The sequence below is a fragment of the Aeromonas sp. 160P genome (assembly GCF_055193095.1).
Genome location: NZ_JBUXKV010000001.1, coordinates 3459677 through 3482663, shown reverse-complemented (window position 1 = coordinate 3482663; position 22987 = coordinate 3459677). Strand labels below are relative to the sequence as shown.

The following is a 22987-nucleotide window of genomic DNA, read 5'->3' as shown; positions in this document are numbered from 1 at the left end:
GTGATGGCGGGTGAGATAGGGGCTATAGCATTGGCAATAAAAAGAGAGGCTCGCAAGCCTCTCCTCTCATAACGTTCCGGTTTCGGGAATGCTGCGGTCAGGGTTTATTGGCGACCAGCAAGATCTGATCCGGATAGGCGCCCGTCACGCGAAAACCGATATCCCCCGAGGTGATATCCAGATAAGCCCGCTGGCCGTTACCGGAGGCCACCGTGCTGCTCATCAGATAGACGTAGCCCTCATTGACCTCTTTGCCATCCCCTGCCATGGCGCGCGGGAAAATGGCGTCATTAAGGGATGGTTTAATGCAGGCATGCTCGACCAGGGTGGTCAGCTCTTTGATGTCCGGGAGGCGCCACTGGCTGATGCCACCGAATTGATAGAGGGCATGGCTGCTGTCGCTGCGGATCCGCTCCGCTACCTGCAATCCCTGCTGCCAGTAGTACACGTTTGGTTCCCCAAGACAGCTGCTGCCACTCCATCTCTGCCCCAGTTTGCAGCGCATCCAGGTAAGGCCGGTATGCTGATCGGTGACGGTGCCGTTGCCATGGTCAAGAAAACGGGCTGAGGGGGCGGTGCGATCCATGCTGTCATCACAAATGGCTGCACCGTGGGCAAGGGGGGCCAGCAGTGCCAGCATGGACAACGAAAAACGATGAATCTTCATGATACTCCTCGGATTATTTGGTGGTGGTGACGGCAACCAACCGCACTTGCATCAGTTCGATGTATTCATCTTGCTGAACCAATGCGGGATAGGTAGTGCCCGCATCGTCCCCCAGGAATAAGGCTGTACGTTTGCTGATGGGGCCACCGGAGAAGCGCTGGGCGGTGTTGCTGGTGGCGCTCCAGAAGTAGCCATCGTAAGTGCCATCTTCCGATGGGGCGACATCCGGGAAGTAACGGGTATCCACGATGATGCGCTGACCCAGCGGGTCCTTATCCGTGCTGCCGTAGTGCATCAGTGACATCAGCTCGCCCATGGTGGGCAGCCGCCACTGGCTGATGCCGCAGCGCTGCTCGCCATTGAGCCACTGTTGATACGCACGGGTGGTGAGCATGGTGGTCAGCGCCTGTGCCCGGTCGAGGGCAGCCTGATCCCCTTCGGTGGTAAGCTGTTCGATCCTGTTATGGATATGCTGGTAGGCATATTGCTGCTCGCCTGCGGTCGCCTTGAATTGCTCATCCTCATAGGCAAAGGGTCTGCTTTTCCAGGCCGGGCTCAAGGGATCGTCCGATTTGACCTCCCACACCAGACCGGTATTGAGATCCTTGACGCACTGCCAGCTCGGCGCGTTGTCGGGGAGCACCTGACCGCGATCATCGAGCTTGCGATAGGCAAGCTGGGGACGAGTGCGATTCCAGCTGGCATCTTGTCCCGGATAGTCGGCGGGTTCCCGTTCCAGCAGAGGATCATTGCCATCGCTGAAGGTGGTGACGCCGCTGACGGTCAGCAGGTTGCGTGGCTGCTGTTGCACCAGCAGGGTAAGCAGCTCGCTTTGGGTCTCTTCGGCAAATTGGCCGTTGCGCTGCCACTCTTGAGCCAACTGCTCCAGCATCAGGCTGATGGCGCGATAGCTGGTGGCGAACAGCCGGTTCTCTTTGGCGTTGGCAAGGCGTGTGCGGGCCTCTTGCTGTAACCTGATCGCCACCTGCTGCAGCGCCTGATCAAACTGGCCGAGACCCGCGAGAGCTGCGCGGTCGCTGCCCGGTTGCAGCGGGGCGAGATCGGCCTGCAGTTGTGTCAGTGCGCGGTCGGCGGCAATCCCTTCGGCAATACGGCTCTGCCACAGGGTGCTGAGCAGGGTGGGTTGCAGCCGTTGTGGCTCCTCTTTTGCAGCCGGATGCGCCAGCAGCAGCCCTCCTGCACGCGGTACGAACAGCAGGGGTGAGTTGACGATGTTGGCCGAATAGCTGATAAGGGTCACAGCTCCTTCGCCGCTGACGGCAGGATCGGTGGCATCACATTGCCAGTTCTGATCCAGATCGGCGCACAGGGTGCCGGCGGTCGGCAGGGCGACATCGACCCGGTAGTCCGGGTGCGCCAGTGGTGCGTTATCTTCCCCGCCGCCACAGGCGCTGAGCAGGGCTGAGAGGGTTGCAATAACCAGTGCTGATGGTTTCACTTCACATTCCTTGATTCGGTCACAGGTTCACGGGGGCGGTGACCCCCGTGGTACAGAGTTCAACGGCGCGGGGTGCTCCGGCGCCAGAGACGTGGCCACAGGGCCAGCAACAGCAGCAGGGGGGAAGCCGTGCCGCCACCCCCTTCATCCTGCTCAAGGGGGACGATGCCGGTGGTTGGCATGGCTTCATCCTTGTCGCAGCGGGCGCCGACTTGCTGGGCTACCCGCCAGCTGCGCAACTGACCGGTGTCACCGGCGCTGGTGTCGTTGATCTCCAGCTGCCAGCGGCCAGCGAGCGGTTCACCGTGCAGCTTATCCAGCGATTCGAACGGTACCAGTTCACGCGGAAACTCCCCCTTGAGCCGGGTATGACTGGCGTAACCCTTGTTCCACAGGCTGATCCGGGTGCCGTAAGGGGATGTGAGCCAGATCTCCAGCTGCTCCAGTTTGCTGTGCTCCAGATCGAGGGCGACCACGAATCCGCTGTCGATGCGGGCCTTGCTCTCGGGCAAGGTGAGGGTGAAGCGGGACAGGCCGTGCCGTTCATCGCTCACCGCATCCTTGATCTGGCCACCCTGGCCGATGGCCCGCTGCCAGAGCGGTTCACCGATCGGCAGTTGCAGGTCAAGGCGGGTCTGGCGCTCGGTGGGGCTGGGCAGGGTGAGCTGGAACTGCAGCGGCAAGGTGACTGCCTCGCCACAGGTCAGGTTGCTCGCCGCTTCCAGCGGCAGGGTCCAGCGGGCGGTGCCATCGGCGTTGAGCTCTCCCTGCCAGTGACCGTCACCCATGATCCCCTTGGTCGGGAGCACGCTGGCGTCAGCCACGGTCAGGGGGCGGCCGCTCTGGTTGGTCAACTCGATGGCGAGGCTCTTTTTCTCCCCGGGCAGCAGGTAGCTGTCATCGGCAAGGCGCGCCACGATGGGGGTGGGCAGCAGGGCGTGGTGGCGGAATGCCTGCTCCAGCAGCTTGCCATAGCTGCGATCCGGATAGAGGCGGTTGGCGGTATCCACGGTGACCCGCGCCAGCTGGGGCATCCGCACCTGCGGGCCGAGGCCGAAGTGGGATTCAATCAGCAGGGTATCGAACTCGTCACGGGCTACCTCGCCATACTGTTCAACGGCCTGGCGCAGCGCGGTGAAGAGCGGTGTGCCCCACAGCTGGTCACCGTTGCTGCCATTGATGGTGAGGTGAGCCGGATAGAGGAAGCCCGGATGATAGCGCGCCCGCAGATCATCGAGCTGACGGGGCGTCCGGCCGCTGATCCTGGCATCCCAGTTGAAGACCATGAAAGGCTCGAACTGGCGAGCCTCTGGACTGCGCTGGCGCCAGCTGGCGGCCAGATAGTCGCTAAAGCCCTCACCGATGGCGCCCCAGTCACCCTCGTCTCCCATATCGGGCAGGATATGGTGCTGCACCGCATGGCCAAACTCGTGCCAGATCACCATGGGATCTTCCGCATCGGGCACGCCGACCCGGCCAATCTCCAACCGGCGCAGGAAGGGGTCATAGAGGGAGTTGTCCTGCTCCCCGGCATCGGTATCGATGGTCAGGGGGCCACCCATCAGCGCCGGGTAGCCCAGGGATTCCACGTGGCGCTGGGCCAGGTCCAGATGGTAGTAGCCATTGATATCGAGGAAGGCGGGCTGCTGGTGATCCAGCTGGAAGCCATCGGCATCAGGGCTGCTAAAGGAGGCCGTTTCCGGCGCTGTGCCATCCACGACCCGGGCGCGAGGGCCACTCAGCAGGTAGGTGTCATCCACCTTTTGTACCGTGAGCGGGACGGTGCGATAGGCCCCGTTGTCCAGCACCAGATCATGGCGCCACAGCAGGTTGCCATCTTTCAGCTGGGTGCGTGGATCGAGGGCAAAGATGCGGGCTTGCACCGTGGCCGCATCCCCTGCCAGCGGGGCCGGTTCGGCGCGGGTGCTGGCTTCTTGCAGCGTGCGCCCCAGCAGGGCGCTGCCATCGCAGGTGACAAACAGCTGCCAGTGGCTGCTCTTGCTGTTGCCCGGCTGACTTTCCACCGCCAGCAGACGCCAGGCCGGGGTCAGGGTGTCACCATCCTGCCAGTACCAGTGCTGGGCTTCGTCACTGCCGGCGAATTGCCATACCGCGCCGTCCAGCGTGGTGGTATAGGCATCCACACCGCCGCGGCTTGCCTCATCACATGGGACGGCGGCGCTGCCGGGCTGGCGGGTATTGTGATAGAGACGCCACGGGCGACCCTGCTCATCGAGACTGACGGCGGCCATGAGACCGGCGATCGGCGCGCCATTGAGCTGCTGGCGATAGTGCAGATAGTGGCCCAGCTTGCCTTGGCGCTGATAGGCCGGGGCATCACTCAGGGTGACGCCGAGCTGCTGTTCGAGCCAGAGGCGGGGATCGGACGGGGCGTTCTGTTCGACAAAATGCAGTTCGGCTGCCTGAGTGGCAAAGCCAGCCAGCCCCAGCAAGAGGACGGGCAACAGGGGTTTCATAGTGGTACTCCCAATCAGCGGCAGGGTCATTGGTTGATCCCCGCCAGATGCAACAAGAAGGCAAATTCACGAGCCCGATCGCCACCACCGGCGCGGTGGCCCCCCTCCAGTTCGGTCAGCAGCAGGTAGGGGCCGGATCCGGTGCTGTGTTCCCGCAGGCGGGCCAGCCACTTGACCGGCTCCCAGTAGGGCACCTGGCTGTCGTGCAGGGCGGTGGTGACCAGCAGGGGCGGGTAGGGGGCGCGGTGCAGGTTGTCGTAGGGGCTGATGCGGCGCATCGCCTGATACTCTGTGGGCTTGGCCGGGTTGCCCCACTCCTGATACTCCTGACGGGTCAAGGGGAGGGCAGGATCGCTCATGGTGCCGAGCACATCGACGAAGGGAACCTGCAACACTGCGCCACTAAAGAGTGTCGGTTGCTGGTTGAGGGCCGCAGCAACCAGCGTGCCCCCCGCGCTGCCCCCCATGGCAAACAGGGGCAGGGGAGCAGAGTCGGGCGACCAGTGGCGCAGGGCGTTGCCGGCAGCGATAAAGTCGCTGATGCCGTTCTGCTTGTGGATGCCCCGTCCGTCGCGGGTCCACTGCTCCCCCAGCATGCCGCCGCCGCGCACATGGGCGATGGCGTAGACAAAGCCCCGATCCAGCAGGCTCAGCAGCTCTTTCTGGTAGTAGGGGCGCATCGGCGTGCCATAGGCGCCATAGCCATAGAGCAGCACGGCGCGGGGGGCGAGATCCTTGCGCCACACCAGCGAGACCGGCACCCGGGTGCCATCGGCAGAGGTGATCCAGCGCCGCTCGCTCTGATAGGGCAATGCCTTGTCGTCATCGGTGTGCTGGTCGTTGATCCACTGGCCGCTGTTCAAATCCAGCCAGCGCTGGCCGGGGGGCTGGCTCAAACCCTGACTGCGCACCAGAATGCGGTCGCTGGCCGGGTCATGTTCTCCTTGCAGCCAGCCGGTACCGGCGCCACTGGCCAGCGGCAGGCGCTGGCGTTCATGGCCGTTGCGATCGAGCAGGGCGAGCCAATCCTCCCCCTGCTGGCGAAACTGCACCACCAGATGGCGATCAAACAGTCGCCACTTCTCGGGATCGCCGAGATCCTCCTCTTTGGCGGGCCACAGGCGCTGCCACTCACCGAGCGGCGTGCTGGCTGAGTAGAGGGCAAACGCCCCCTCCCGGTTGCTCTTGATCACCCAGCCGGATTGACTGTCCAGATAGTATTCCACCCCGCGCTGGCGGGGTTTGACCTGCTGCGGCTTGCCCGAGTCGAGCAGGTACTGCTCCGAACTGTCGTGGTTGTTGCCCTGCAACACCAGATGTTGGCCATCCGTGGTGCGATAGAGGCTGAGCAGCCAGGCGGGATCCTGCTCCTCATAGAGAGTCTGCTCCTGGCCATCCTGCCAGCCGCGCAGCTGCCAGGGGCGCTGGGTGTAGCGCTCGTTGGCGATGGTGTAGAGGGTGCGACCATCTTGTGACCAGGCGAGATCGGCGCTGCGCTGTGCCAAACTGGCCAGCGCCTTGCCGCTTTGGAGATCGAGCAGGGTGACCTGATAGTCGAGAGCGCCGCGCCTGTCTTCGGCGATGGCCAGTGTGAGGTTATCCGGGCTCAGTGCCCAGCCGCCCGCTTCGTAATAGCCCTCACCCGCTCTGGCGGGAAGCCGTTGCTGCACCTTGCCACCGTGGCGTTGCCAGAGAGAACCATCCGGGCGCAGCTGCCATGCCTGATCGCCGCGGACAAGCCAGTTGTCCGGCACAGGTTCCCCCGCCGGATGGCGGGCAAACTCGGCGCGCAGGGTTGCTTCCAGCGGCTGCTGCGCGGCGAGATGCTGCTCGCTCCAGCGATTTTGCTGCTTGAGCAGGGCGAGAATGGCCGGGTTGCTGCGGCTCTCGTCCCGCAACCAGAAGTAGGGATCCTGGCGTACGGGATTGCCTGAAATCAGGTGCGATTGGGACGGGATCGGCGGTGGCAGGGCCTCTTGCGCCCACGCCAACGGGGCGGCCAACAGGGCCGCCATGATTGCATGATGCTTCATCACATCCCCACGAAACGGTAACTGAGGCTGGCTGACAGGTAGCGGCCGCTCTGGCTGTAGAGGGAGGTGTCGCTGCCAGCCGGGAGTCCGGCCACATCCTGATAGCGGACGTAGCGGGTATCGAGCAGGTTGCCGATGGTGGCATTGACCTTGAGCGCCTCGGTGATCTGCCAGTCGCCGGTGAGGTCCAGGCTGAACCAGCCGGCGCTGCTCTGGCAGGCACCGTTGTAGCCAGTCTGGGCATTGGCGCACTGGGGCACCTTGGTCATGGCAGCGGCATAGTTGCCACTGAGCTCAACCCCCCAGTCGAGCTGTTGCCAGCGCAGGGTGGTGTTGCCTTCCAGCGGTGTCTGGGTGCGCAGCGGCTCACCGCGGTGATCCTTGCCATCCATCCAGGCCAGATTGGTCGAAAGCTCCCACTCGTCGCTCAGCCAGAGGCTGGCGGCCAGCTCGGCGCCCCAGGTTTCCGCTTTGGCGACGTTGCGATACTGGCGCAGGAAGACACCGTCATCGAGGCGGAAACCGGTCTGGCGCCAGTCGATGAAGTTGTAGTAGCGGTTGTAGAAAACGGCCGGTTTGACGCTCCAGTTGTCGCTTTGGCCATTCACTCCCCACTCCAGACTGTGGCTGGTCTCCTCCTTTAGGTTGGGGTTGGCAATGATCTCGAATGGCGGCATGGCAAAGTAGTGGGGAATGTTGCCGTAAACCTGATCGTAAGCGGGGGCGCGGAAGCCGTTGGCATAGCTGAGCCAGCTGCGCCATGTCTCGTTGAAGCGGTAACTGGCCGCCAGGCTGGGGGAGATGTGATCGCTGTGGTTCTCGGCCAGATTGCTGTCCGGTGCGCGCAGGCGCTGGCGGTCAAAGCGCAGGGTCGGGGTAAACTGCCAGCTGCCCAGATCGATCACATCGCTCAGCCAGATGCCATCGCGGCGGGTCTCGGCCTTGCTGAAGGGGGCTTTCTGTCCCTGGGTGGTGATGCCATCTTCCAGGGTCAGATTGCTGACTGGCCGCTCGTGGTTGGCCTGCTCCAGATCCAAACCGTAGCTGAAGGTGTGATCCAGCGCGCCGGTGGTCAGCTTGCTCTGCAACTCCAGCTCGCTGCCAAGGCGCAGCTCCTCGAATGTGGAGAGGGTGCGCTGGCTGCGATATCTGGGATAGCCGCTCAGGGCATCGTTGCGCAGCAGTTGGCGCTGGTTGGCCTCGTTACGAGACTGGTTGCCAAACAGGCTCCAGTTGAGGGTATCGACCACGCCCAGATCGTTGGCTTCCCAGCTGAACTTGCCGCCCTGAGTACGTTGATCACTGTTTTCCTGAAAGCCGACCACATTCCAGCTGCCATCGGGTTGGGGCACCGCTTTGGGGCCCATCAGGCGTTTGGCGTGATCCTCGTAGTAGTCCAGCTCCAGTCGCAGGGCGTGATGGGCATTGAGGGGGAGGCGGCTGCTGGTGGAGGCACTCATGCCATCCAGATCTGCCGGAATGCGGTTCTCCTCAAAGTTGGCCGTTTCGTTGCCGCGCCAGCCGGAGAGGCGCAACAGATGTTCGCTCTCCAGCGCCCGCGCCGCGCCGGTCATGCTGAGCTTCTTCTTGTTGCTGTCGCCTCCGTAGAGGGTCTTGGCCGCCAGATAGCTATCCTGCTGTTGCAGATAATCTTCCGGCTGCTTGGTGTTCATTACCACGGTGCCACCGATGGCGTCGGAGCCATGCAGGGAGGAGCCGGCCCCCTTGGCCACCTCAATCTGCTTGATGTCATCGAGATCGAAGTTGAAGCGCCCCACCTTGTCATTGATGTTGTCGGCGCCAAAGCCGTCGCTGACACGCACCCCATCCTTGATCAGCAGGATGCGGTTGCCGCTGATGCCGCGCACGCTGATGTTTTGCGGTCGCCCGGCAGAGCCGGTGACCGAGACTCCGGGGATCTTGCGAAACACATGGGTCAGCTCGCTGGCGACCTGACGGTCCAGCTCTTCCTGGGTGATGACGGTGATGGAGCCGGAGACATCGGAGAGTTTCTGTTGTACCCGTTGCCCGGTGACAATGATGGTGTCGTCGCTGCGAGCCTTCTCCACAGGGGGAAGATCGGCCGCGCCAGCGGAGGCACACAGGAGTGCCGGCCATGCTTGAAGCAGTTTGTTCATAATGATAATTGTTTTTATTTAAGCCTGAGGGGCGGCATTATTGCAGAGGCCTGACCACTTGACAATAAATGGCAATCATTATCATTAAGATCTTATGGTGTTGATATTACTGAGTTATTTGTTTATAAAAAAGAAGCTCCCGCGCGAGGCGGGAGCGGGGAGGTTAGGGCTTGAGCAGTTGCAGCGACTCTTCTGCGGCCTTGCCTTGGGAGAGGGTGATATCGACCCGGCGGTTCGCCTGGCGATGTTCAGCAGTGTCATTGGCAAAACGGGGCTGAGTGTCGGCAACGCCCTGGGCAATGACCCGTTTGGCATCCAGCTGGGGGTTGGTCAGCATGGTCTGCACGATGGAGGAGGCCCGCAGTACCGAGAGCTCCCAGTTGTTGCGATAGAGCTCCACCGGCGCCTGAGAGTCATCGGTATGGCCGGTCACCACCACCTGTCCCGGGATGTCGGCCAGGATGCCGGAGATCTTGTGGACCAGCGGCACGAACTGGGGTTGCAGGAACGCTGAATCGGATGGGAACAATGCCTTCTCACCGATGCGGATCACCAGCTGACTGCCAAGCTGCTCGACCTCGAGATCCTTGGATTCAATCTGTGCCTTGAGCTGTTGATCCAGCTTTTGCTTGGCCACCTGCACCCACTCCTGCTCCTTGGTCTTGTGGGGCCAGGCTTCGGTGGCACTCGGTTTTTCCGAGGCGCCAATGGTTTCGTTGAAGGGATCCGACGCCGCCATGGGTGCATCTTTCTCCAGCACCGTCTCTTTTTCCGAACTGCTGGGGCTCGTTTTTGATTCTGGTTCGAGAATACCTGTGCCACCCTGCATCACTGGCGAACCGGCAGGCGGGGAGATGAGGCCAATTTTGCCCAGTGACTCGATAAAGCCCTGGATAAGTACCCGAGTCTCTGATTGCTTGGCCATGGCAAAGGAGTAGAGCACCACAAACAGGGCGAACAGCAGGGTCATGAAGTCGGCATAGGAGACCAGCCAACGTTCGTGGTTCTCTGGTGCTTCAGCTTTTTTCTTTTTGGCCACCATGGCCTCCGATAAATGGTTCGAGGGATACTTGCAGTCGCGCTTGTGACTCGCCATCCACGATGCAGAGGATGCCGGTCAGGGTCATCTCCTTGTAGTGGCGGATCTCATGGGCAAATCCTTTGTAACGGTTGCCGAACGGCAAAAAGATCAGGTTGGCGGCGGCAACCCCGTAGATGGTTGCGATAAAGGCCACCGCGATGGCGCCACCCAGTTTGTCCGGCGCATCCAGCAGACCCATGGCGTGGATCAGACCAAATACTGCACCGACTATCCCCATGGTTGGGCAGTAGCCACCCATGGCTTCATAGAATTTGACCGTCTGTTCGAGATCCTCTTGTTCAAATTCGATCTCGTTTTCCAGCACCTCATGGATCTTGGCCTTCTCATAGCCATCGACCATCATCTGTACCCCTTTTTTCAAAAAGGGATCCTTGATCTCTTCGACCATGCCTTCGAGGGCCAGCATACCGCTGCGACGGGCATTACCTGCCATGGTCTCCAGCAACTGGGCCTGCTCCAGCATGTCGAGCTTGAGGGGGGAGAGCAGCCATTTGAAACGCTTGACGGTTTTACCGACCACGGAGAAGGGGAACTGGGTCAGTGCCGCGCCTATGGTACCGCCAATCACAATAAGAAAGGCGGGCAGATCGAGCAGCGCACTGGGATGGCCGCCCTCTATGATGTTTCCGCCAAGAATGCAGATCAGTGCAAAGACAAGGCCTATCAAGCTCATTTTTTCTACGTCCCTGAATATTGATAAGGGCTAGTGTAGCTACTTAAGTATCAGTTTTTCAAAATGATATCCAATCGCCGAGCAATTAATGAGCGCTGGGCAGCGTTCGCAAGGGGTGGTGTGTGGCGGTAATGAGATTGCCTTGCAATCACCTTGTTGCACCGTGTCGTGACAGGAGGAAATATTTGCAGTGCTGGTCAATAACAAGAGCAAGATCTGGATGGGGGCGAGTGTCCGAAATCCGGAAAGCAAAAAGCCCTGATGTTTCCATCAGGGCTTTGCAATTTGGCGGTGAGGGAGTAGATGATTCGCCACTGCGTGGCTCACCCCTTCGGGGCGGCCGTCGGCCGTTCATCGCAGCAAGCTGCTCTGCTCGAACCCGGCGAGGGTTCTCACCCTCACTTGTCAGCATAGGTGTTTGCGTTTGCCGGAAAGCAAAAAACCGACCCTGAGGTCGGTTTTTCTAAATTTGGCGGTGAGGGAGGGATTCGAACCCTCGATTCTCACTAACATTCAGTAACTCACTGATTTCATTACAGTGATGCACCTTGGATTCTTAGCTGTTGTACCAGTGTTTTGTACCACAAGACCCCAACTAAGTATCTAAAGACTGCCACAAGCAGAGGTGTTATTCAACCTGAGCAATGCGACGTAGCAGAATGTCTATCAGAGGCTTGGGGGCCCTACTTCTCCACAACGATTGCTGTTCCAGTCGCAGTCACCATCATCATCGATTTACCTCCACCCGCAACCTCGTCAACATCAATTGACACGCCAATGAGGGCATTGCAACCTAATTCATCTGCTTGCTTTCTTAGCTGAACTAATGCCTGAGTCTTGAGTTCATCGAGCTTTGCCATGTAGGTACCTGAATTACCACCAGTAAAGTCTCGGATCGAGGCCATGAAGTCCCTCAAAAAATTCATTCCGGCAACAATCGTCGCGGTCGTAACCCCTTTGACCTCAATGATTCGGGTGTCTTGTGCTAGTACATTCGTTGTTGAGGTGATTATGTGCTCATAGCCATAGGTACCATCTCTTTGTTGTTTCCATGTTTTCAATGCGTGCTCAATACTTTCACCCCGGCAAGAGTCATAAGCGACAATAAACCCTTGTTCTTGCAACGATGCTATTTCGCTGGATGCAGACTCAGACAATAGATCAACTGCTACAGGTATCCCTTTGCCAACCAGAATGATGTAATTGTTCATTTTCCCTCACGTTATGAAAGTAGCGATTGCTCTTGCTAGGCTGAAATTCTATCGAACCCTGTAAACACTAGATACGCTGATCCCTAGGCGCTTCGCTACGACAGTTTTAGGGATTCCTTGCTCAAGAAGATGCAGCACTTCCTCCCGCTTCTCCATCGCTGTTGGCTTGCGACCTTTGTAGACCCCTTTGGCCTTTGCCAAGGCGATCCCTTCCGCCTGACGCTCCAGCATGATTTCCCGCTCGAACGTGGCGATGGCTCCGATCATGGTCAGCATCAGTTTGCCTGTCGGTGTGGCCGTGTCGATGCCCAGATTCTGGATCTGTAATGTTACCCCTTTGGCGTGTAACTGGTCTGTGATCTCCAACAAGTGCCGGGTATTCCGGGCCAGACGATCCAGCTTGGTGACTTTTAGCACGTCCCCAGACCGGGCGAATTCGAGCATTGCCTGTAGTTGCGGCCTATCCGTCTTGCTACCGCTGACCTGCTCATGAAAAACTTTTTCACACTCCGCCAGAGCTATCAGTTGCTGCTCCAGCGATTGCCCCGTGGTCGAGACACGGGCATACCCGATGATTGCCATGATGGCCTCCCAATAGGCTCAAGACCCTGCAAGAAAAACGTGTCAAAACTCGAAAACCAACCCGTGTGACAGGGGTTGCCGGGGGGCTTCCGGTCTGTCACACGGGCATGGCCTATTGAGCGTCCGGCTCCTTCGGCGGGGTCGGCGGTGTCTGCATCGAGTTGACGGCCTCCTTGATGAGGACGCCTAAGGCTGCCAGCAGTGCCGCCTCCAACGCTTTCAGTAACGGGTTTCCTTGCTGCTCATTCATACGCCTTCTCCTTGCTGGATGGCTCCCGACAAGGGGCCAGATGTGATGTATTCCATGGGGTTCTCCTATGGTGTTGCTCTCATCTGTCTTATACCGGCGTGGAGTCTGAATGTTGCCTGCTCGTTTTCCTTGTGCTGGTGGGGTTTGGGATTGTTTTTGCCGGGCAATCAACCGGGCAAGATCGTTGCAATCTTCTCGGAATCTCTCCTTCGAGTGGCTGGTAAGCTCCCGTCTCGGGTCGTACTAGTAAAAGAAAGAGGTGTGAACTACGGCCTGGAACACCGACACAGTAGACACACAGATGACGAATCCCTCTTGCTCTCTACATTCCTTCATGTGTGCGACCCCGAATGGAGCCACACACATGTTGAACAATGTGTGTGCCACTGACACACCAAGCGGCACTAACTATCAGAGATAGAAGCGATAGAATGCCTGTTTGCCGGTGTGCTTTGACTTAACCCGCAACCCTAGCCGTTTGGCAATCCGCTTCAGGTCGCGTAGTGGCTGCACCGAATAGAGCAGATATCCGGCTGCGTCACAGGTATAACCAAGCTGGGCAGACTTTCGCGTGATGTCGATGTACTTTTCCCCCCGTCGCCAGACCATCAGCTTCAGAAGCCGTTGCAGGTACTCTTCGACGCTGATGATCTCCTGTTCAATGCGGCAGATTGCGGCCCAGACTTCCTGCTCCTCATGACGCACCCGGATTGGCTTCAGGCCGGTAGCCTGCTCGATATGTATATCACGTTGCTGATCACGCAAGCGGTTGGCGGGCTCTTGGTGATAGGCTTCATCAAACTCAATAAGGTACTGCTCCCAACCCCCCATGTCTCGGAAACTCGAAGAGTCTGGCCTGAAGCCACTCAGGCCAACCGAGAAATCGACCCGATAGGGCTCACAAACGTATTGGGGCTGAACCGTCGTCCAGACATCACGCTGCCTGAACTCGTTAAGCAGCGGCAGCAAATAGACAAGGTAGAAGGCCGCTTCGAACCGGCTCATTCCCTCCATGCGGGGGAGAGATTCACCTGTGACGCGTTCAATCTCCACGATCAGCTCGACGTTGAGATGAGAACGAGGGCCATAGGTCAGCACCGCGAGGGCCTGCTGAGGCGTCCATGAACCAAGTCCATCATCGGGTTTTGGGATCTCTAACCAATCAAGTTCCGGAATGTCAATGAGGCTAAGGAACGCCTGCTGTACGTATTGCTCATGCTCGCCATCAAATCCGGGGACGAAGTCCAGCACACGGTAAGGACACAGCAAGTCATTCCGTCCCGGCTCTTGCAGTAGGTTGTCCAGTGTCAGCTTCATGATTGCACCTCCGCTTCTGCGGTCGGAACATCATCAACGCTGAAGGGGTGCCACACGGGGACAGGCCAACGGGGCATCTTGGCGATGGCGTTATGCAACTGCCTGAACGAGCCGTAACGCCTGCCCACGCTGGTGCCCTGCGAATGGCCGGTGATGGCGTTTTGTATGTCTTCCCGGATATCCAAATCCCGCATATGGGTTACGAAGGTATGTCGGAAGGCATGTAATGGGGAGATTGAGCCTGTTTTGAGCCCGAGGATCTGGCGGATCTGCTCCCCGAGCCACTTCCCTAGCTTGTCGCTATAACGCCCAGTCGACTTGCTCACCTTCAACTCGGAGAAAAGCGGGCCTTCTGTGGCACGAGTTGCCAAGAAACGCTCGAAGCCAAGCTCCAACAGGTGTGGATGGAGAGGAACTACTCGACTCTTCCCGGTCTTGACCGACTGCGACTCATCCCAATCCCTGATGTGGATGACCCATTGACCGTCTTTTTGCTCGACATCACGCAGGAACAGTTGGCTGATCTCCTCCAAGCGAGCCCCGGTATAGGCCAGCAGCACCGGCACCCAGTAGATCGCCTCGCCATAGTTGGCCCGTACTGGGCGGATATCCCCCGTGAACAGGCCGCTGTCAAACAGGGTATTCATCTCGGCATCGGTAAACTCAGGGGCTCGTTCACGAGTAACGTTGGGCACCTCGACCTTGATGCTGCTGCAAGGGTTATCGCTGATCAGGGCATCGTTCTGAGCCCTCGTCAGTATGCCGGAAAACAGGTGAAGGAGTACCTCGACCCGCGACAAGGCGATGGTCTTCAGCCCCTCTTGCTGAGCCTTGTCGATCTGCTCTTTAAAGGGCAGCTGATTGATCTCCTTGCTTGGCCGGTAAGGGGTCAGCTTGAGTTGGTCGCGAAATTCACGGCACATTGAGCTGGTAATGTGATTGAGTGGTAGATCACCAAACGCCTCGATAAACCGGCGGACGACAGCCGCTCGTTCCCGTCGCCAAGTGATAGCCCCCTTGGGATTAATCTTGCCCTGCTCATCGGCCAGCTTTTCGAAGAACTCGCCAATCTTGGGGGCATCAGGGGCTGACGGTGCTGTGGCTACAGCAATACCGGCGGGATGAATGGGGGGAACCAGTAGCTGTTCAATACCATAGTCAATTTGCCGATGGGTGGCTTTGAATGCGGTGTTGCAAATAGCTACACAATGCTGAGCTAAGCGGTCACAGAGCACAGTATAGAGCGGGTCTTCGGGAGATAGCTCGACTTGAGCCAGTGCCAGGCACTCTTCGGCGAAGTGCCTCATCGCAGCATGAAGACGGCGTGAGCTGTAGACTTCCTTGCCTTCCGAGTCGGCATCTATCGGCTCCAAGGCATCACTGTAAAACCCGGCAAGCGATGAATATTCGTAGTTGACGCCGTCATCATCCAGCTCACGCAGCACATAACGCTCAAGGGTCTCAGGGTCACGCAGACGGGAGACTTCCCGCAGCCGCCATGTTCTGGCGATTTGCTCGACCTGCGATTGAGTCAGCTGGGTTTTGGATTCTTGCAGAGCCAACTTGTTACGAGCTCCGGCCAAGATGGCCTGTAGCTCCAAGTTAACCTCAACGGCCTTGGCTTTTGCTTCCTGTGGATCTTTGGTGTCTAGAGAACGCTTAAGCTCGCCCTTACCTTCAACGAAGGGACGAAGTGCTGGCGGGATGACTTGACGGATCTTGTAGACCCCCGTCTTCGGGTCTTTTTTGGGGTTCGGCATAATGGCCATTTTGTACCACCTTTCTGGCCCTCCTGACAAAGTGACAGGGGGCGAAGTGTGAACGAAACACCACTAAAACCAGCAAGTTACTGACGCAAAAGAAAAACCCCAACCATCAAGGTCGGGGTTTACTGTTTGGCGGTGAGGGAGGGATTCGAACCCTCGATACGTTGCCGTATACACACTTTCCAGGCGTGCTCCTTCAGCCACTCGGACACCTCACCAAATTTTGGTCTGTGGTTTAACGTGTTCAGCCAACACGGTGTTCGCTGCGCTGTTGCGCTGGAACGGGGCGTAATTTAGGGGAAAGGGCTGTGTGGGTCAACCTCTTTTCCCCTTATTTTTCATAATCTTTTCTGAATGCTTAACCCTTGCACAGAATGCCGTTTTTTTAAACCGGATCAGGGCTTATCGAGGATGATCAGACTGTCCGGCAGCTCGTTTTGATCCCGGGTGGCCGGGAAGGCATCGGTCAGAATGGCGCTGACGCGCGCCACGCACTCCAGAAAACCCTGCTCGATCTCCTTGTTGCGCACTCGCACCACGAAGTCGTCGATGATCTCCTGCCACTGGCCATTGTCGATATGCTGGGCGATGCCGTCATCCACCAGTATTTCTACATAGTGCTCGGCGGCTGAGACGAAGATCAGCACCCCGAGCCGATCGCGGGTGCGGTGCAGCCCCTGTTCGACAAATTGCAGGCGGGCCATCAGGGCTGCCCGGTGCTGGCTGACCTTCTTCGGGATCAGCCGCATTTTGATGGGCGTCCAGTGGAACAGCAGGCTGAGCAGCAGCCAGACTGACCACTGCACCAGCAGGATTTCGTACCAGCCGAGCCAGAAACCGAGCTGGAACACCAGCAGTGGGGTCAGCATGGCCAGCAGCGCGGCCCAGAGGGTCGGAATGTAGCGATAGCCATCGCTGGCCGGGGCCAGCACGGTGACCAGCTCGGCATCAGTCTCTAGCTCCGCCTCGCGAACCTTGGCCTGAAGCGTGTGGAAGAACTGTTTAGAAATCATGATTTTTCTCTTTACTCCTGTTACCAGCCACCGGAGGCACCACCGCCACCAAAACTGCCACCACCACCGCTGAATCCGCCTCCACCAAAACTACCTCCTGAGGAACCGGCACCAAAGCCGCCGGCCGTGTAGGCTGCCCGACGGCGTCTGCCGGACCCACCACCGCCCCCGCGCAGGTTATGGAGCACGATCATCGCAATCACCATCAGAACAAACAGCCAGAACCCGCCGGACTTGTCATCTTTTGGTTGATCGACCGGCTGATACTCTCCGGCCAGCGCCTTCATGATGCTCTGGCTGCCCGCCATGATCCCAGCCACCATATCGCCGCGCTTGAAGGCGGGCAGAATGCGACCATGAATGATATTGGCGGCGATGGCGTCGGGCAGGGCACCTTCCAGCCCGTATCCCACCTCGATCCGCACCTTGCGTTCATCCTGGGCGATCAGCAGCAGCACGCCGTTGTTCTTGCCCTTCTGGCCGATCCCCCAGTGGCGGCCGAGCTGATAGCCGTACTCCTCGATGGTCTCCCCATCGAGGCTGTCGATGGAGACCACCACCAGCTGGATACCGCTGCGTTTTTCAAAGGCGGTCAGCTGCTGGGTCAGTTGATGGGCTTGTTTGCGGGACATCAGCGCCGCCTCATCCACCACCCGTCCGCTCAAGGCCGGAAAGTCGGGCGCGGCCTGCAGCGCCGCCGTCCAGAGCAGCAAAAAAGGGAGCAGTGCACGCAGCATCATCTTCATTGGAAGCTGACCTTGGGCGCCTCATCGGCTCCGGGTTTGGCACTGAAACTGGGTTTGGCTGCCAGATCCGAGTAGAGCAACTTGGACCAGATGACGCCGGGGAAGGTGCGGATCTCGGTATTAAACTGGCGCACCGCCTCGATATAGTCGCGGCGGGCCACCGAGATGCGGTTTTCGGTCCCTTCCAGCTGGGCCTGCAGGGTAAGGAACTGCTGATCCGCCTTGAGGTCTGGGTAGCGCTCTACCACCACCATCAGGCGGGAGAGGGCGCTGGAGAGCTGGTTCTGCGCCGCTTCAAACTCCTTGAGTTGAGCAGGATCGCTCACCTGCACGCTGCCGACCCGGGCGCGGGCATCGGTGACCGCTTTGAGGGTATCCTGCTCATGGCTGGCGTAACCCTTGACGGTGGCCACCAGATTGGGAATGAGATCGGCCCGGCGTTGGTACTGGTTCTCCACCTGCCCCCAGCTTGCCTTGACCTGTTCATCCAGGGTCGGAATGTTGTTCATGCCGCAGCCGGTCAGGCCGAGCAGCAGGGTCAGGGTCAACAGGCTCTGCGTGGTTCTGCGCCAGAGTGATGTGGCCATCTTGTTGTTCTCCTTTGAAATGTCGAGCGGATAGAGCACTACCACTGGGTCGGCCGTGCGCGACCAAATAGCGCACCACCATACCAGCTTGGGGTCAGTTGCCACAACGCGCAGGTAGCTCAGGCCGCTTGTTGATGCCGGATACCTTGGGCAGCTGGGGCTTGTCTTTGAGCCAGGAGGTGAGCTCCTCGCCGCAGCCGTTGCCGGGCGGAATGGGGGGCTGGGGCTCGCAATCGGCGCTGCCAATCGGGCAGCGCAGCCGCACATGGAAGTGGCTGAAGTGGCCGACCCAGGGGCGCAGCTTGGCGACCCAGGGCTCATCACCCGCCTGCTGGCAGACCGCGGATTTGATCACCGGATTGACAAAAATGCGGGCCACATCGGGTTTGCTGGCGGCCAATCGCAGCAGGGTGAGCTGCTGTGGGCCAAAGCGCCCCGGCAGCATCTTGTAGCTGGGTTCGTCGATCAGTGCCCACTCCTTGGGGGCATCCTGCTCCCATTTGCTGATGGGGCGGTTGGCCATGCGAAACCAGATATCGGCATCGAGACCGGTCTGGTGGCTGCGATGGCCGGAGGTAAAGGGGCCGCCACGGGCCATCGCCAGATCGGCGATGTAGAGATCCGGCAGCCCGGCCATGCGGGTCTGGTTGGCCAGCGCCTGCAGGTAGTGGATAAGGTCGGGGTGGCCGTAGTAGCGCAGCCGCTTGGTGCGGATCACCTGATAACCGGGCCCTTCGAGGGGCAGGGATACGCCGTTTTTCAGACAACCGGCGGCATAACCGCCGATGGCTTCCGCGTGCAATACGGTTGCCAGCAACAGGGATGTCAGCATCAGTGGGCTCCTTGTCTATTTTCGAGTCGGCTCAGCAGCACGAACAGACTCAAACATATCAATAAATAGGCCGCCGCCACCAGCAGCCAGATCTCGTAGACCAGTCCGCTGGAGTTGGCCATCTCGGTACCGACGAAGGTGAGCTCCTGCACCGAGATAAGCGAAACGATGGCGGTATCCTTCACCAGCGCGATGAGCTGGCCGGTGAGGGGGGGCAGCATTAGCAGCATGGCTTGCGGCAGGATCACCCGGCGCAGCCGCACCCAAGGGGAGAGCCCGAGGCTCTGCGCCGCTTCCCACTGGCCACGGGGGATGGCGGCCAGCCCGGCACGGACGATCTCGGCGACGAAGGCGGCGCTGATCATCCCGACACAGAGGGTGCCTGAGATGAGGTTTTCCCAGCGGGCTGGTGGGCCAAATAGCGCCTCTTGCCACGGGGAGAGTGAAACGGTGCCGAGCCAGCGGGAGAGGCCGCTCGCGGGCAGCAGCTGGTTGGCGATAAAAAAGTAGAAGATGAAGATAAAGACCAGCGGCGGCAGATTGCGGATCAGCTGGATAAACAGGGTCGCGGGCATCACCAGCCAGGGGCTGCGGCTGAAGGCGGCTACCCCCAAGGCAGTGCCGAGCAGCAGCGCCAGCACCATGCCGAGCAGGGCGATGCGCAAGGTGGTGAACAGACCGCTAAAAAAGTAGGGCAGCTCGCCGTGAGGGCCGGGGGTGAACAGCAGATCGAAGGCCTGATGCCAGCGCCACTGATAGGCCACCCCGATGTGCAAGCGGCTGGCCAGCCAGAGGCCAGCCAGCAGCAGGAACAGGGCGATCACCCCATCCAGCCAGTTAATGTTGTGAAATAGCTTCCAGACTATGCGCCGGATGGTGTGTTTGAGGGCAACCAGCATCAGGGATTGGCGACCTGCGCTTCCCACGCTAGTGACTTGAACCAGTAGTCATGGCGCGCCTTGAGCCAGCCATCGGCCTGACGGGCGGCGATCCACTCGTTGAACTCTTCCGCTAACGCATCATCCCCTTTGCGCAAGGCAAAGCCTTCATCGCCTTGTGCCAACGGCTCGGCAAACGGCATAAAGAGGGCATCGGGGTGGCGCAGCGCCTCTTGCTCCGGTTTCGGGGAAGAGGAGAGGGCACCGTGGGCGCGGCCGTTCAGCACCTCCTGAAATACCTGTGACTCGTCATCAAACTGGCGCAGGGTGGCCTTGGGGAAGTGCTCTTTGGCCACCTGTACCGGCGAGGCGCCACGACGTACCGCCAGGATCACCCCGCGCTGGTTGAAGTCCGCGATGGTTTTCTTCGCTTGGGCTTGTGTACTGGAGGCGGCCAGTTGCACCCCGGAGTGGGAGTAGGGCTGGGTGAAGCGCACGCTCTTCTCCCGCTCGGGGGTGATGGTGAGGCCGCCGATGATGACGTCATATTTTTTTGCCAGCAGGGAGGGGATGATGCCATCCCAGGCGGTCGGCACAAACTCCACCTGCCAGCCGTTATCGGTGGCGAGGCGACGGGCCACGTCAATCTCGAAACCGATTAGCGCCCCTTGTTTGTCGCGCATCGCCCAGGGGGCGAAGGTGGACATGCCGACCCGCAGGGTACCGCTCTGCTCGATCTGCGACAGGGTCGCCGATGTTTCTTCTGCCTGGACAGGGGTCACCAGGGCGGCAGTAAACAGCAGGGCTGCGCCCGACAGGGCGGTCTTGAATGATAAATTCATGGTTAGCGTCCTTGTTGGTCCGGATTCAGGTGACGTGCCAGCGCCCGTGAACAGGCGGACAGCGTCAGGGTTAACAGCAAATAGAGGGCGGCCACGGTAAACCACACCTCAAAGGTCAGAAACGTATCGGCAACCAGAGTACGCCCTTCGTTGGTCAGATCGAAGATGGCGATCACGCTCACCAGCGCCGAATGTTTGATAAGCGACACCAGCTCGTTGGTGAGCGGCGGCAAGGTGATGCGCACCAGCTGCGGCAGGATCACCTTGCGCAGGGTGATGGTCCGCGACAAGCCAAGGGAGTGGGCCGCCTCCCACTGTCCTTTGGGAATGGCCTGTACTCCTGCGCGCAATACTTCGGCGGTGAAGGCCCCCTGATAGAGGGAGAGGCTCAACACGGCGCAGGCCAGCGGGGCCAATCCCAGCATGGGGCCCAACAGAAAGTAGAGAATATAGAGCTGCACCAGTTGAGGCGTGGTGCGCACCAGCGCCAGATAGGCGATGGCGAGCCAGGGGCCAAGACGGGAGGGGAGCAGCCGCAGGCTGACCACGCACACCCCGACCGCCATAGTGCCCAGTAGACTGAGCAGCGCCACCTGCAGGGTGACCAGCAGGCCGTTTAGCAGGGGGCCGGCATAAAAGGTTCCCTCATCCCACTCACCGAGAAAGGGCAATACTCGCGGCCATTGCCACTCATAGCCCATCTGGCGAGCGCCGCTATAGAGCGCCCAGCCGAGTAGCGCAGAGAGCACCACAGTGCCTGACAGCCAGCCAAGCAGGCGGGTGCTGTTGAGCCTAGCCATGATAGCTGAGCACCTGTTCGAGGAAGGCTTGGGTGCGCGGGTGCTGGGGGGCGCTGAACAGCTGGGCGGGCGGGGCCGATTCGATGATCTTGCCCTCGTCCATAAAGAGCACCCGATCTGCCACCTGACGGGCAAAGCCCATCTCATGGGTGACGCAGATCAGGGTCATCCCCTCGTCAGCCAGCTCGCGGATCACATCGAGCACTTCGCGGATCATCTCGGGGTCGAGGGCGGAGGTGGGCTCGTCAAACAGCATCAGCTCAGGTTGCATGCAAAGGGAGCGAGCGATAGCCACCCGCTGCTGCTGACCGCCGGAGAGCTGGTGGGGGTACTTGTCAGCCTGCGCCTGAATGCGCACCCGCTCGAGCAGCCCGAGCGCCCGGGCCTTGGCCTCTTGGGGTCGCAACCCCAGGGTATGCACCGGCGCCACCATCAGGTTCTCCAGCACCGTCATATGGGGAAAGAGGTTGAACTGCTGAAATACCATGCCGACCCGACCTTGCAGGCGGCGCAGGTAGGCGGGGGTCACCAGCTCGCCAAACAGGCACAGCTGGCCGCCATCGATCCCCTCAAGCCCGTTGATGGTGCGGATCAGCGTCGATTTACCCGAGCCTGACGGGCCACAGATGACCCACTTCTCTCCCCGTTCAATGGTGAGATCGATGTGATGAAGAGCCTGAAAGTCGCCATAGAATTTGTCGACGCCACAAAAGCGCACACAGGGTTGCGAGCTGGTCAAGAAGCGGGTTCCACTGAGAATCATTTACGCCATGGTATTGATTTTATAGGGGGATGACAAAGAAAACCCCCTTGTCAGTATCCTGATGCCTATTCACAATGGCGCCATTTCGTGATGACAGGAGCTTTTCATGCGTATTACATCCTTGCTTGCCGGTTCGCAGGTGCAGCTGTTGATGCCGCCCGCGGTTCGCTATCGCTGCGTCATTTTTCTGCTGTTGCTGGTGAGTTGGGGCGTGGTGGCCGCCTCCTTGTGGGATGGTTGGGGCGCCATGGCGCTGCTCAACTGGGTGGGGGTGGTGTTTGGTGGCATCACCGGGATCATGGTGTCGCTGCCCCGCAGCTGGCAGCCGTGGCGACTGGCGGAGCTGGGGTGGGATGAGCAGCATATCTATCTGCTCAATGGCGGCAAGGATGAGGCGCTGGCGTTGCCCCGCAGTCAGCTGGTGGCTCTCGAGCGGGAGCGGCGAGTGGGCCACGATGGTCAGTGGCTCGACTTCAGCCTTGATCTGCAACTGAGTGAAGAGGAGCTGGCGGCGGCCATGGCCTTGCTGGATCTCAAGGCGGAGGAACTTCATCTGGTGAGCCCGTCGGTCTATCGCTTCGGCTTTAAACGGACCTGGCACGGTCGCCGGATGCTGGCGCAGCGATTGTCAGATCTGCACTCGGTCTGAATCGACTATTTTCTCGACAATTCCCGGCAAAGCTCAGATACTGCCAGTGACTCGAATTGATCTTGTCTGCACTGTTAACCCAAGAGATCAATCACTTGAAGACAGTGCTGTGAGGGCCACGGCATGACGCCATGGCAGGTCCGGCAGAGGGGTTGTGCCCTTACCGTTATGCCGGGAATTGCATAGAGAAGGCACCTTGAAT

At 59.7% G+C, this 22987-nt stretch carries 21 protein-coding genes, 2 tRNA genes and 1 other RNA gene; 1 reads left to right on the top strand and 23 read right to left on the bottom strand.

Features of this window, described 5'->3' with window-relative positions; genetic code table 11:
* Nucleotides 1–97: 97 nt before the first annotated feature.
* The 23 genes from ACY8FN_RS16190 to ACY8FN_RS16080 form a co-directional block, all read right to left on the bottom strand.
* Nucleotides 98–667 (bottom strand): Lcl C-terminal domain-containing protein, encoded by a 570-nt coding sequence (locus tag ACY8FN_RS16190; protein WP_463100587.1) that lies wholly within the window; start codon nt 665–667, stop codon nt 98–100.
* Between the two features lie 13 nt (nt 668–680).
* The gene (locus ACY8FN_RS16185) at nt 681–2126 is read right to left on the bottom strand and encodes an Lcl C-terminal domain-containing protein (RefSeq protein ID WP_463100586.1); all 1446 of its coding nucleotides are present in this window, start codon (nt 2124–2126) and stop codon (nt 681–683) included.
* A gap of 59 nt (nt 2127–2185) precedes the next feature.
* Nucleotides 2186–4633 carry a proprotein convertase P-domain-containing protein gene (locus ACY8FN_RS16180; protein ID WP_463100585.1) on the bottom strand — a complete coding sequence of 816 codons (2448 nt, stop codon included), beginning with the start codon at nt 4631–4633 and terminating at the stop codon, nt 2186–2188.
* Nucleotides 4630–6636, bottom strand: a complete 2007-nt coding sequence (locus ACY8FN_RS16175) for a prolyl oligopeptidase family serine peptidase (RefSeq protein WP_463100584.1) — start codon at nt 6634–6636, stop codon at nt 4630–4632. The genes ACY8FN_RS16180 and ACY8FN_RS16175 overlap by 4 nt, the downstream gene beginning before the upstream one ends.
* Nucleotides 6636–8774, bottom strand: coding sequence for a TonB-dependent hemoglobin/transferrin/lactoferrin family receptor (locus ACY8FN_RS16170; protein ID WP_463100583.1), 2139 nt, complete (start codon nt 8772–8774; stop codon nt 6636–6638). Before ACY8FN_RS16170 ends, ACY8FN_RS16175 begins: the two co-directional genes overlap by 1 nt.
* A 163-nt stretch (nt 8775–8937) precedes the next feature.
* Nucleotides 8938–9816, bottom strand: a complete 879-nt coding sequence (locus ACY8FN_RS16165; protein ID WP_198559543.1) for a flagellar motor protein MotB — start codon at nt 9814–9816, stop codon at nt 8938–8940.
* Nucleotides 9791–10549 carry a flagellar motor protein gene (locus ACY8FN_RS16160; RefSeq protein ID WP_101316550.1) on the bottom strand — a complete coding sequence of 253 codons (759 nt, stop codon included), beginning with the start codon at nt 10547–10549 and terminating at the stop codon, nt 9791–9793. The genes ACY8FN_RS16165 and ACY8FN_RS16160 overlap by 26 nt, the downstream gene beginning before the upstream one ends.
* Nucleotides 10550–10835: 286 nt before the next feature.
* Nucleotides 10836–10965, bottom strand: a non-coding RNA gene (locus tag ACY8FN_RS16155) — RtT sRNA.
* Between the two features lie 54 nt (nt 10966–11019).
* A tRNA-OTHER gene (locus tag ACY8FN_RS16150) sits at nt 11020–11145 on the bottom strand.
* 87 nt (nt 11146–11232) lie between these two features.
* Nucleotides 11233–11760, bottom strand: a complete 528-nt coding sequence (locus ACY8FN_RS16145; RefSeq protein WP_463100582.1) for a YbjQ family protein — start codon at nt 11758–11760, stop codon at nt 11233–11235.
* A 48-nt stretch (nt 11761–11808) separates the two neighbouring features.
* A complete protein-coding gene (locus tag ACY8FN_RS16140; RefSeq protein ID WP_463100581.1) occupies nt 11809–12342 on the bottom strand; it encodes a recombinase family protein in 534 nt (177 codons plus the stop codon).
* A 112-nt stretch (nt 12343–12454) separates the two neighbouring features.
* Nucleotides 12455–12592 (bottom strand): hypothetical protein, encoded by a 138-nt coding sequence (locus tag ACY8FN_RS16135; protein ID WP_219263743.1) that lies wholly within the window; start codon nt 12590–12592, stop codon nt 12455–12457.
* Nucleotides 12593–13003: 411 nt separating this feature from the next.
* Nucleotides 13004–13909, bottom strand: a complete 906-nt coding sequence (locus ACY8FN_RS16130; RefSeq protein WP_463100580.1) for a hypothetical protein — start codon at nt 13907–13909, stop codon at nt 13004–13006.
* Complete coding sequence (locus ACY8FN_RS16125) at nt 13906–15678, bottom strand: DUF6538 domain-containing protein (protein WP_463100579.1); 1773 nt, start codon at nt 15676–15678, stop codon at nt 13906–13908. The genes ACY8FN_RS16130 and ACY8FN_RS16125 overlap by 4 nt, the downstream gene beginning before the upstream one ends.
* Nucleotides 15679–15805: 127 nt before the next feature.
* Nucleotides 15806–15893: transfer RNA gene (locus ACY8FN_RS16120), tRNA-Ser, on the bottom strand.
* A 177-nt stretch (nt 15894–16070) separates the two neighbouring features.
* A complete protein-coding gene (locus tag ACY8FN_RS16115; protein WP_101316548.1) occupies nt 16071–16688 on the bottom strand; it encodes a TPM domain-containing protein in 618 nt (205 codons plus the stop codon).
* A gap of 20 nt (nt 16689–16708) precedes the next feature.
* A complete protein-coding gene (locus ACY8FN_RS16110; RefSeq protein ID WP_101316546.1) occupies nt 16709–17434 on the bottom strand; it encodes a TPM domain-containing protein in 726 nt (241 codons plus the stop codon).
* Complete coding sequence (locus tag ACY8FN_RS16105) at nt 17431–18021, bottom strand: LemA family protein (RefSeq protein ID WP_139691618.1); 591 nt, start codon at nt 18019–18021, stop codon at nt 17431–17433. Before ACY8FN_RS16105 ends, ACY8FN_RS16110 begins: the two co-directional genes overlap by 4 nt.
* 94 nt (nt 18022–18115) lie before the next feature.
* Nucleotides 18116–18853: a penicillin-insensitive murein endopeptidase gene (gene mepA / locus ACY8FN_RS16100; protein WP_463100578.1), complete on the bottom strand. Its 738-nt coding sequence runs from the start codon at nt 18851–18853 to the stop codon at nt 18116–18118.
* Nucleotides 18853–19752, bottom strand: a complete 900-nt coding sequence (locus ACY8FN_RS16095) for an amino acid ABC transporter permease (RefSeq protein ID WP_463101190.1) — start codon at nt 19750–19752, stop codon at nt 18853–18855. Before ACY8FN_RS16095 ends, mepA begins: the two co-directional genes overlap by 1 nt.
* On the bottom strand, nt 19752–20573 hold the full coding sequence (locus ACY8FN_RS16090; RefSeq protein WP_139727318.1) for a transporter substrate-binding domain-containing protein: 822 nt from the start codon (nt 20571–20573) through the stop codon (nt 19752–19754). The genes ACY8FN_RS16095 and ACY8FN_RS16090 overlap by 1 nt, the downstream gene beginning before the upstream one ends.
* 2 nt (nt 20574–20575) lie before the next feature.
* Nucleotides 20576–21373 carry an amino acid ABC transporter permease gene (locus tag ACY8FN_RS16085; RefSeq protein ID WP_463100577.1) on the bottom strand — a complete coding sequence of 266 codons (798 nt, stop codon included), beginning with the start codon at nt 21371–21373 and terminating at the stop codon, nt 20576–20578.
* Nucleotides 21366–22136 carry an amino acid ABC transporter ATP-binding protein gene (locus tag ACY8FN_RS16080; RefSeq protein ID WP_463100576.1) on the bottom strand — a complete coding sequence of 257 codons (771 nt, stop codon included), beginning with the start codon at nt 22134–22136 and terminating at the stop codon, nt 21366–21368. The genes ACY8FN_RS16085 and ACY8FN_RS16080 overlap by 8 nt, the downstream gene beginning before the upstream one ends.
* A 106-nt stretch (nt 22137–22242) precedes the next feature.
* Between ACY8FN_RS16080 and ACY8FN_RS16075 the strand changes: the two genes are divergently transcribed.
* Nucleotides 22243–22785 carry a hypothetical protein gene (locus ACY8FN_RS16075; RefSeq protein WP_139691606.1) on the top strand — a complete coding sequence of 181 codons (543 nt, stop codon included), beginning with the start codon at nt 22243–22245 and terminating at the stop codon, nt 22783–22785.
* Nucleotides 22786–22987 lie beyond the last annotated feature (202 nt).

Excerpts from the sequence above, each read along its gene's own strand:
- ACY8FN_RS16090 (WP_139727318.1), bottom strand. The coding sequence starts at position 20,573 with ATGAATTTATCATTCAAGACCGCCCTGTCGGGCGCAGCCCTGCTGTTT.
- ACY8FN_RS16115 (WP_101316548.1), bottom strand. The coding sequence starts at position 16,688 with ATGATTTCTAAACAGTTCTTCCACACGCTTCAGGCCAAGGTTCGCGAG.
- ACY8FN_RS16105 (WP_139691618.1), bottom strand. The coding sequence starts at position 18,021 with ATGGCCACATCACTCTGGCGCAGAACCACGCAGAGCCTGTTGACCCTG.
- ACY8FN_RS16085 (WP_463100577.1), bottom strand. The coding sequence starts at position 21,373 with ATGGCTAGGCTCAACAGCACCCGCCTGCTTGGCTGGCTGTCAGGCACT.
- ACY8FN_RS16125 (WP_463100579.1), bottom strand. The coding sequence starts at position 15,678 with ATGGCCATTATGCCGAACCCCAAAAAAGACCCGAAGACGGGGGTCTAC.
- ACY8FN_RS16165 (WP_198559543.1), bottom strand. The coding sequence starts at position 9,816 with ATGGTGGCCAAAAAGAAAAAAGCTGAAGCACCAGAGAACCACGAACGT.
- ACY8FN_RS16075 (WP_139691606.1), top strand. The coding sequence starts at position 22,243 with ATGCGTATTACATCCTTGCTTGCCGGTTCGCAGGTGCAGCTGTTGATG.
- ACY8FN_RS16080 (WP_463100576.1), bottom strand. The coding sequence starts at position 22,136 with ATGATTCTCAGTGGAACCCGCTTCTTGACCAGCTCGCAACCCTGTGTG.
- ACY8FN_RS16145 (WP_463100582.1), bottom strand. The coding sequence starts at position 11,760 with ATGAACAATTACATCATTCTGGTTGGCAAAGGGATACCTGTAGCAGTT.
- ACY8FN_RS16190 (WP_463100587.1), bottom strand. The coding sequence starts at position 667 with ATGAAGATTCATCGTTTTTCGTTGTCCATGCTGGCACTGCTGGCCCCC.
- ACY8FN_RS16135 (WP_219263743.1), bottom strand. The coding sequence starts at position 12,592 with ATGAATGAGCAGCAAGGAAACCCGTTACTGAAAGCGTTGGAGGCGGCA.
- ACY8FN_RS16170 (WP_463100583.1), bottom strand. The coding sequence starts at position 8,774 with ATGAACAAACTGCTTCAAGCATGGCCGGCACTCCTGTGTGCCTCCGCT.
- ACY8FN_RS16140 (WP_463100581.1), bottom strand. The coding sequence starts at position 12,342 with ATGGCAATCATCGGGTATGCCCGTGTCTCGACCACGGGGCAATCGCTG.
- ACY8FN_RS16160 (WP_101316550.1), bottom strand. The coding sequence starts at position 10,549 with ATGAGCTTGATAGGCCTTGTCTTTGCACTGATCTGCATTCTTGGCGGA.
- ACY8FN_RS16130 (WP_463100580.1), bottom strand. The coding sequence starts at position 13,909 with ATGAAGCTGACACTGGACAACCTACTGCAAGAGCCGGGACGGAATGAC.
- ACY8FN_RS16175 (WP_463100584.1), bottom strand. The coding sequence starts at position 6,636 with ATGAAGCATCATGCAATCATGGCGGCCCTGTTGGCCGCCCCGTTGGCG.
- ACY8FN_RS16180 (WP_463100585.1), bottom strand. The coding sequence starts at position 4,633 with ATGACCCTGCCGCTGATTGGGAGTACCACTATGAAACCCCTGTTGCCC.
- mepA (WP_463100578.1), bottom strand. The coding sequence starts at position 18,853 with ATGCTGACATCCCTGTTGCTGGCAACCGTATTGCACGCGGAAGCCATC.
- ACY8FN_RS16095 (WP_463101190.1), bottom strand. The coding sequence starts at position 19,752 with ATGCTGGTTGCCCTCAAACACACCATCCGGCGCATAGTCTGGAAGCTA.
- ACY8FN_RS16110 (WP_101316546.1), bottom strand. The coding sequence starts at position 17,434 with ATGAAGATGATGCTGCGTGCACTGCTCCCTTTTTTGCTGCTCTGGACG.